Origin of the sequence: Sphingobium sp. LMC3-1-1.1 (assembly GCF_040676285.1) — a bacterium.
In the GTDB taxonomy this organism is placed as follows: Bacteria; Pseudomonadota; Alphaproteobacteria; order Sphingomonadales; family Sphingomonadaceae; genus Sphingobium.
Window position 1 is genome coordinate 1 of record NZ_JBEGHQ010000038.1, and the last position, 935, is coordinate 935.

Here is a 935-nt window from a genome sequence, read left to right on the forward strand (position 1 = left end):
GAGATCCTGACCCCGGGCAAGGGACAGATCCGCGGCCTGCTGATCCAGGGCGGCAACCCCGTCGTTGCCATTCCGGGCCAGAAGAAAGTCGTTGAGGCGATGAAGTCGCTGGAACTCTCGGTGATGATCGACCCGTTCATGCACCAGACCTCGCAATATTGCGATTACATATTGCCGCCGAAAATGCCCTACGAGCGCGCGGACCTGCCGCTGACCATTCCCACCATCGTCTTCACCACCATCAACTGGATCCAGTATACGCCGGCCGCCGTGCCGCCGCCCGCGGGGTCCGAGCTGGTCGAGGACTGGCAGGTCTATACCGGCATCGCCAAGCGGCTCGGGCTGGAGATCGAATACAATCACACGACCAAGATCGACCTCGACACGGTGACCACCGACGACCTGCTCGCCATTCGCGCCGCCGACGGCCGGGTGAAGCTCGACGAGATGAAAAAATATCCGAGCGGCAACTCCTTCCCGTTCGCGTCCGAGCGGGTGGCGGCGCCTCGCCCGGAAGGCACGGCCAAATTCGACGTGATGCCCGCCGACGTGAGGGGCGAGCTCGAAGAGGCGCTGGCCTATGCCATCACGCCCGACAATATTGTCAGCAAGGGCAGGAAGTTCACCCACCTCGTCAGCTCCCGCCGGATGCGCCACATGTTCAACAGCGTCGGCACGATCGGCATGCCGAGCGTCCGGGCCAGAGCGAAGTTCAATCCAGCCTATATCCATCCGGCCGACATGGCCGATCTGGGCATAGAGAATGGCGATCACATCGAACTCGAATCCGATGTCGGCAAGATCACCGCGATCGCCGAGGCGGACGAGACGATGCGTCCGGGCGTGATCTCTATCCCGCACGGCTTTGGTCCGGCCACCGGTGAGATGGACGAGGATGGCGGGGTCTCCATCGGTGCCCTCATCGTCGCCGATGA

1 protein-coding gene is annotated in these 935 nt (G+C 62.9%); it reads left to right on the forward strand.

Features of this window, described 5'->3' with window-relative positions:
- The coding region (locus MRBLMC3_RS17470; protein WP_363830856.1) for a molybdopterin dinucleotide binding domain-containing protein at positions 1 to 935 on the forward strand (935 nt) is incomplete at both ends.